This window comes from Aquimarina sp. AU474 (assembly GCF_900312815.1).
Taxonomy (GTDB): domain Bacteria; phylum Bacteroidota; class Bacteroidia; order Flavobacteriales; family Flavobacteriaceae; genus Aquimarina.
The window spans coordinates 425,074-433,764 of the sequence record NZ_OMPE01000006.1 but is presented as its reverse complement, the minus strand read 5'-3'; the positions used below and the strand labels follow the sequence as shown (position 1 = coordinate 433,764).

General features: G+C 34.9%; 4 protein-coding genes. 1 reads left to right on the top strand and 3 read right to left on the bottom strand.

Features of this window, described 5'->3' with window-relative positions; translation table 11 throughout:
* The coding region (locus tag DK508_RS06650; protein WP_200831847.1) for a thrombospondin type 3 repeat-containing protein at positions 1-1,663 on the bottom strand (1,663 nt) is incomplete at its 3' end.
* A gap of 578 nt (positions 1,664-2,241) precedes the next feature.
* Here DK508_RS06650 and DK508_RS06645 point away from each other — a divergent pair.
* Positions 2,242-3,828, top strand: a complete 1,587-nt coding sequence (locus DK508_RS06645) for a peptide chain release factor 3 (RefSeq protein WP_109299953.1) — start codon at positions 2,242-2,244, stop codon at positions 3,826-3,828.
* A 152-nt stretch (positions 3,829-3,980) separates the two neighbouring features.
* On the opposite strand, the gene DK508_RS06640 is transcribed toward DK508_RS06645, so the two are convergent.
* Both DK508_RS06640 and rpoC read right to left on the bottom strand, forming a co-directional pair.
* Positions 3,981-4,295, bottom strand: a complete 315-nt coding sequence (locus tag DK508_RS06640) for a DUF3467 domain-containing protein (protein ID WP_109299952.1) — start codon at positions 4,293-4,295, stop codon at positions 3,981-3,983.
* A 62-nt stretch (positions 4,296-4,357) separates the two neighbouring features.
* A complete protein-coding gene (gene rpoC / locus DK508_RS06635; RefSeq protein ID WP_109299951.1) occupies positions 4,358-8,659 on the bottom strand; it encodes a DNA-directed RNA polymerase subunit beta' in 4,302 nt (1,433 codons plus the stop codon).
* Positions 8,660-8,691 lie beyond the last annotated feature (32 nt).

Here is an 8,691-nt window from a genome sequence, read left to right as displayed (position 1 = left end):
TATCTGTATCTCCATCTGCATCCTCAATCTCATAGGTGATCGTTACTGGACCATTATAGTCTAAGGCTGGTGTAAAGTCAATCGTATCATCTGTAGGATCATTCGGGGTACCTCCATTATTCACTACGGCAGTTCCTACTGTCGCTGGAATAGCAGTTACATTGATCGTTCCAGTACTTGGACCATCGCCTCCAAAACTATCATTGCCTAATACTGCAATGTTAGTCGTTCCACTATCCTCTGCAACATCGGCAGGTGTATCATTAGTAGCTGTTGGACTATCACTATCTGGATCACATACATCACCAATACCATCAGAATCAGCATCTTCTTGACCTGGATTAGCCGTATTTACACAATTATCAGTTTCATCTAAAATACCATCACCATCCGTATCACTTAAACAACTACCAAAAAAGACAATTTGTTGAGAAAAATTAAATCCTTGAGTACATCCTCCTGGTATCGCAATGGTGCCAAAACTTGCACTTCCTGCTGTAGTAACTGTATCAGGGTTATTTAAAAACAATAATGTCGTTAATCCCGAAGCTGTAATATATAACTTATCATCTGGACCTAATTGCACACCAGAGTATCCAATACCCGTAAGTGCTGTAGAAAAATTATCCCCAAGTTGATGTACATATATAGGGCTAGACCAACCTACGTATTGATTATCAAAAGTTGCTAATCTATGTCCAAAAAATAATCGAGAGCCATCAGGTGAAAACTCTACACTATATCCTGTAACAGTATTTACCCCAAAAGAAATTGGAACTTTTGTCCAAGCTCCTACTGTTCCTGTAGATGAATCCCAATCTGCATACCATACACCACCATCTATAGTGCCAAAACCACCTTCTATCGCCAGTGCTATTCTATCATTTTGCGGTGAAAATCGTATGGAACCACGCTCACCACTACGTGGTAAATTTTGTGGTAGAGGAATCGTTAAATCTGCATTATTACCCCTTGCTAGAGTTAATGGATTGTCTGCATCAACCTCCCATAAATTTAAAGTTCCTGCACAATTTGTTGTACATAAAGTGTCATCATTTGAAATTGCCGCTAACCACGCTCCACAACCACTACCATTATTTGTACCATATATAGCTTCTGAATTATTATCCAGCAATAAATTATTACTGCTAATTACAGTTTTTGAAGGAATATCTACAATAGAATAATATGCAGTACCATCCCTGTCTTCATCTCTACCATTAGCATGTATAATATAAATCTGTTCTGCATTGGTTCCCGGTACTGGCATTACAGATGCCATCTGTGTACGAGTACCATTAGTATTTATTCCACTCCCGTTAGTATATAAAACACCTGCCTCATCTCTAACTGTACCATCGTCCACATAAAATACCAAATCCCCAGTTCCAGGATCACTCCATGTTGCGGTAGCCTCAAAAGCTCCATCAGTAGGTAATCCACAAGTTACTGTTGGTGTCGCTGTTCTAAAATCAACAAGGTATCCTCTACCATTCCACCAATGGGCACCGACGGTTTGAGCGTACGATGTTAACGAAAGAAATAAGGAAAACACAAACAGGAATCCAAATCGAAGTAGATTATTCCTTTTGAATTTAAACGCAATGTAGTGTAGAGCATGTACAATATGTACATACCCAGAGATTTGGGTAATTTTTTTCATATGACGATGTGTTTACAATTCCATCCGATAAAGTCAAAAAGGGGTTAGACTTTTCCGAATCATTTATAAAACAACACAAATATAACTATTTGTGTAACAAAAACTTACATTAACTACGGTAAAACCATAATTTACTATTGTAAAAATAGTAATAAGATTTCACTAATATCCTATTGCTTTAGATAATTTTCTATTACAAATCGGCTAAACAACAGTTTTATTCGACGAAATACCAAAGTATGTCGATAAACGTTGTTACTTAATCTAGGGGAATTTCGCTTACAATAAGGGTAACTTCATCATTTGATAACTTTTTTTGGTTCATGTACTAAATACGAAAAACGTATTCTCTTAAAAGTTACTTGCTGTAAAAATGATATTTAAATTTAAAAATTTAACACTTATGATTACGGATTTCCGTAAATATTTCGACCAAAAACACATTTTTTCGCCAAAAAACCTTTATCAAAAGAAAGCTTACTCTTTTTTTTCTAAAAATTTAGAATTATAGCCCTTAACCCAATAGACATGATTGTGTATTTTAATGTTATATTTGCATCCTCATTCGATAATTTGCTATGAAATTTACAGACGAAATCAATAGAAGAAGGACTTTTGGGATTATATCCCATCCAGATGCTGGTAAAACAACATTAACTGAGAAATTATTATTATTTGGAGGTGCGATTCAAGAAGCTGGAGCTGTAAAATCAAATAAAATTAAAAAAGGTGCTACTAGTGACTTTATGGAAATAGAGCGTCAGCGTGGGATTTCTGTAGCGACCTCAGTTTTAGCATTTGAATATAAAAATATTAAAATCAATATTCTAGATACTCCTGGGCATAAGGATTTTGCCGAGGATACTTTTAGAACATTAACTGCCGTAGATAGCGTTATCGTAGTTATTGATGTAGCAAAAGGAGTCGAAGAACAAACTGAAAAATTAGTTTCGGTATGTAGAATGCGAAATATTCCTATGATTGTTTTTATCAATAAATTAGATCGTGAAGGTAAGGATGCATTTGAACTTCTTGATGAAATTGAACAAAAATTAGGGCTCACTGTAACTCCTCTTAGTTTTCCTATTGGAATGGGTTATGATTTCAAAGGGATTTATAATATCTGGGAGAAAAACATTAATCTTTTCAGTGGAGATAGTAGAAAAAATATAGAAGAAACTATTGAAATTTCTGATCTATCATCTAACCAACTAAACGACACTATTGGTGACGATGCAGCCGAAATGTTAAGAGAAGAATTAGAATTAGTAGAAGGAATTTATCCAAAATTTGATAGTGAAGCCTATAAAAATGGTACTCTACAGCCTGTATTTTTTGGATCTGCACTAAATAACTTTGGTGTTCGAGAATTGTTAGATTGCTTTGTAAACATTGCTCCAACTCCTAGGCCAAAAGAGAGTGATATTCGCCTTGTAAGACCTGATGAAGAGGATTTTACAGGGTTCGTATTTAAGATTCACGCTAATATGGACCCTAAACATAGAGATAGATTAGCGTTTATAAAAATTGTTTCTGGTACTTTTGAAAGAAATGTGCCTTATCTACATACAAGACATAATAAAAAATTAAAATTTTCGAGTCCCAATGCCTTCTTTGCCGAAAAAAAGCAAATAGTAGATATTTCTTATCCTGGAGATATCGTAGGATTGCATGATACAGGTAATTTTAAAATAGGAGATACTCTTACCAAAGGAGAAGTATTACACTACAAAGGTATACCAAGTTTTTCTCCCGAACATTTTAGGTACATCAATAATGCCGATCCTATGAAATCCAAACAATTAGCAAAGGGTATTGATCAATTAATGGATGAAGGTGTTGCCCAATTATTTACTTTAGAATTAAATGGAAGAAAAGTTATTGGTACCGTAGGAGCACTTCAATATGAAGTTATTCAATATCGACTTGAACACGAATATGGTGCAAAATGTACTTATGAAAACCTGAATGTACACAAAGCATGTTGGATTGATCCAGAAGACGCGGATAACGATGAATTTAAAGAGTTTAAACGTGTGAAAAGTAAATTTCTGGCCAAAGACAAACACGATCAATTGGTATTCTTTGCAGATTCATCATTTAGCTTACAAATGACACAACAAAAATACCCAACAATTCGATTTCATTTCACATCAGAATTTTAAAGACTTATAATAGCCTTTAAAGCTCTAACCTAAGCTCTATATCTATAAACAACAAAAACCCGCTTAAAAAGAGCTCTTTTTAAGCGGGTTTTTGTTACACTATATTTTTAATTTATTCGTAAATTACAATGAATAAATAAAAACTATCACGACTAAGCTTCGCCTGTTGGACCAAAATTCATAGGGATTGGAGGTTGTTCATAGTCTTTAATTTCGCCATGTGCAGATTCGAATCTATTTACATTATCACTAAGTGCCTTCAATAATCTTTTGGCATGTTGTGGAGTTAAGATAATTCTACTTTTGACTTTGCTTTTAGGTCTTCCTGGCATAATATTCACAAAATCGACAACAAATTCAGAAACTGAATGGTTTATAATAGCCAAATTGCTATATGTTCCATCGGCAACTGCTTCGTCTAATTCTATATTTAATTGATTTTGTTTTTGGTTTTTATTCTCAGCCATATCAATTTTATTAAAATCCTTTATAAAAAAGAAAGCCTGCCTAAAAAGGCAGGCTTTATAATTTAGTTATAATTAACTTCTTGTCGTTGTTCCATTCGATCTTCGAATTCTTCTTTAGAACCTACAATAATACTTTCATAATCTCTCATTCCCGTTCCTGCTGGTATTCTGTGTCCAACAATTACGTTTTCTTTAAGACCTTCAAGTGTATCTACTTTTCCACTAACAGCGGCTTCGTTCAATACTTTTGTAGTTTCCTGGAAAGAAGCTGCAGATATAAATGACTTAGTTTGTAGCGAAGCTCTTGTTATACCTTGTAGTATAGGAGTCGCAGTAGCAGGAGAAACATCTCTCGCTTCGACTAAGTTTTTATCATCTCTTCTTAACACAGAATTCTCATCTCTTAAATCACGAGGAGAAATGATTTGACCTGGTTTCATGTTTTCACTATCTCCAGCATCTTCAACTACTTTCATTCCAAAAATAGCATCATTCTCTTCAATAAAATCAGATTTATGTACCAATTGATTCTCTAAGAAAATAGTATCACCTGGATCCTGTATTCTTACTTTACGCATCATCTGGCGCACTACAACTTCAAAGTGCTTATCATTAATCTTCACACCTTGTAATCGATATACCTCTTGAACTTCATTCACAAGATATTGTTGTACAGCAGAAGGCCCTTTAATTTTAAGGATATCTTCTGGCGTAACAGAACCATCAGATAATGGCATTCCTGCACGTACAAAATCATTTTCTTGTACCAAAATCTGATTAGAAAGTTTAACTAAGTATTTCTTAATCTCACCTATTCTAGATTCTACTATGATCTCACGATTACCACGTTTGATCTTACCAAATGATACAACTCCATCTATTTCACTAACAACTGCAGGGTTTGATGGGTTACGAGCTTCAAACAATTCCGTAACTCTTGGTAAACCTCCAGTAATATCACCTGCTTTTGCAGATTTACGTGGAATCTTAACCAACACCTTACCTACTTTGATCTTATCATTATCATCTACCATTAGGTGAGCTCCAACCGGAAGGTTGTAAGAACGTAATACTTCATCTCCCTTACCATATATAAGAAGAGTTGGTATTTTTTTCTTATCACGAGATTCAGAAATTACTTTTTCCTGGAATCCAGTTTGCTCATCTATTTCTACTTGATAGGTAATACCTTGTTCAATATTTTCATATTTCACCTTACCGGCAAATTCTGAAATAATCACACCGTTATAAGGATCCCATTGACAAATTACCTGATCACTCTCCATCTTATCACCATCTTTGATGAATAATTGAGAACCATAAGGGATTAAGTTTGTACTTAAAACTATTTTAGTTTTAGGGTCTACGATTTTAATTTCTGAAGTACGAGAAATTACTACATCAATTTCTTTTCCTTCTGCATCTTCTCCTTTAACAGTCTTTAATTCTTCTATTTCTGCTTTACCAGCAAATTTAGATTTCAATTGATTTTCTTCAGAGATGTTACCTGCAATACCACCCACGTGGAAAGTACGCAATGTAAGCTGTGTTCCTGGTTCTCCAATAGACTGTGCAGCAACTACACCTACAGCTTCACCTCGTTGAACAGTTTTACCTGTAGCAAGGTTACGCCCGTAACATTTTACACAAATACCTTTCTTAGCTTCACATGTAAGCGCCGAACGTACTTCTACCGATTCTACAGGAGAATTTTCAATAGTCTTAGCGATTACATCATCAATCTCTACACCTGCCTCTACTAAGATTTCTTGAGTTAAAGGATTAATCACATCTATAAGTGCTGTTCTACCAACAATTCTAGCTGCAAGACCTTCTATAATCTCTTCATTTTTCTTCAAAGGAGATACTTCTACACCTCTTAACGTTCCACAATCTTCAATATTAACAATTACGTCTTGTGCAACATCTACTAAACGACGAGTAAGATATCCTGCATCAGCCGTTTTCAAGGCTGTATCTGCAAGACCTTTACGTGCACCGTGCGTAGAGATAAAGTATTCAAGAATAGAAAGACCTTCTTTAAAGTTAGAAAGAATTGGATTTTCAATAATTTCTCCTCCAGCAGAACTAGCTTTTTTAGGCTTAGCCATAAGACCACGCATACCTGTTAACTGACGAATTTGCTCTTTAGATCCCCTTGCACCAGAATCAAGCATCATATATACCGAGTTAAATCCTTGTTGATCTTCTCTAATACGTTTCATCGACAGTTCTGTCAACTCTGCATTTGTAGAAGTCCAAATATCAATAACCTGGTTATAACGCTCATTATTGGTTATAAGACCCATATTATAGTTTGCCACAATATTATCTACCTGAGAATTAGCATCGGCAATCATCGTATGTTTCTCTGCTGGGATAATAATATCTCCTAAACTAAATGATAAACCACCTCTAAAAGCGAAATTATATCCTAACGTTTTGATCTCATCAAGGAAAACTGCTGTTTCAGGAACACTAGTTACCTTAAGGATTCCACCAATAATATCTCTCAAAGATTTTTTGGTCAATACTTCATTAATATATCCAGCTTTTTCAGGTACTTTTTCATTAAATAAAACTCTACCTGTAGTAGTTTCAATAATCTTAGTGACTACTTCTCCTTCTTCATTAATATCATTCGTTCTTACCTTAATATTAGCATTAATATCAAGTCTTTTTTCATTATAAGCAATAACTACCTCTTCAGGAGAATAGAATGTTAAATCCTCACCTTTTATTATCAATTCTGGTGTAGATCTACGAGACTTAGTCATATAATATAAACCAAGTACCATATCCTGAGAAGGAACTGTTACTGGTGAACCATTAGCAGGGTTCAAGATATTATGCGATGCTAACATCAATAATTGAGCCTCTAAAATTGCTTCTGGACCTAATGGTAAGTGTACTGCCATCTGATCCCCATCAAAATCGGCATTAAATGCCGTACAAACTAATGGATGTAATTGTATCGCTTTACCTTCTATAAGTTTAGGCTGAAAAGCTTGGATACCTAGACGGTGTAACGTAGGAGCACGGTTTAGTAATACTGGATGTCCTTTAAGAACATTCTCTAAGATATCCCAAACTACAGGCTCTTTTCTATCTATAATCTTTTTGGCTGATTTTACAGTTTTTACAATACCACGTTCGATCAATTTTCTGATCACAAATGGTTTGTATAATTCTGCTGCCATATTTTTTGGAAGACCACATTCGAACAATTTCAATTCTGGTCCTACAACGATTACCGAACGTGCAGAATAATCAACACGCTTACCTAATAAGTTTTGACGGAAACGACCTTGTTTACCTTTTAACGAATCAGATAATGATTTTAATGGTCTGTTAGAATCTGTTTTAACAGCTGACGCTTTACGAGTATTATCAAATAAAGAATCTACAGATTCCTGAAGCATACGTTTCTCATTTCGAAGTATTACTTCTGGAGCTTTGATTTCCATCAAACGCTTCAAACGATTGTTACGTATGATTACACGACGATATAAATCATTAAGATCCGATGTTGCAAAACGACCTCCATCAAGCGGTACCAATGGACGTAATTCTGGTGGAATTACTGGTACTACTTTTAAGATCATCCACTCTGGACGGTTCTCTCTATTCTTATTAGCATCACGTAAAGATTCAACAACCTGAAGTCTCTTAAGTGCCTCGGTTTTACGTTGTTTCGAAGTTTCGTTATTAGCTTTATGTCTTAACTCATAAGACAATGCATCTAGATCTATTCTTCTTAAAATCTCGATCAAACATTCTGCCCCCATCTTAGCGATGAATTTGTTAGGGTCAGTATCATCTAGATACAAATTCTCTTGTGGAAGACTATCTAAAATATTTAAATATTCTTCTTCTGTAAGGAAATCCATTTTCTGAACTGGTTCTCCCTCTTCATTTTTGGCAATACCTGGCTGAATTACTACGTAACGTTCGTAGTAAATGATCATATCCAGTTTCTTAGAAGGAAGACCTAATAAATATCCTATTTTATTTGGTAAAGAACGGAAATACCAGATATGCGCAACAGGAACAACCAAATTAATGTGACCCACACGATCTCTACGTACTTTCTTTTCCGTTACTTCTACACCACATCGATCACAAACAATTCCTTTGTATCGAATTCTTTTATATTTACCACAAGCACATTCAAAGTCCTTTACAGGTCCAAAAATACGCTCACAGAACAAACCATCTCTCTCAGGTTTGTGCGTACGATAATTGATAGTTTCGGGTTTTAACACTTCTCCATTAGACGCCGCTAATATTGATTCTGGAGAGGCTAAACCTATAGAGATCTTATTAAATCTCTTTACTGTATTCTTATCATTATTTCTTGCCATAATATATGGTTGCTTAAGAATTATTGTAATTT

What these genes read in the sequence shown, in the direction of transcription:
- DK508_RS06645 (WP_109299953.1), top strand. Translation starts at nt 2,242, where the DNA reads ATGAAATTTACAGACGAAATCAATAGAAGAAGGACTTTTGGGATTATA.
- DK508_RS06640 (WP_109299952.1), bottom strand. Translation starts at nt 4,295, where the DNA reads ATGGCTGAGAATAAAAACCAAAAACAAAATCAATTAAATATAGAATTA.
- rpoC (WP_109299951.1), bottom strand. Translation starts at nt 8,659, where the DNA reads ATGGCAAGAAATAATGATAAGAATACAGTAAAGAGATTTAATAAGATC.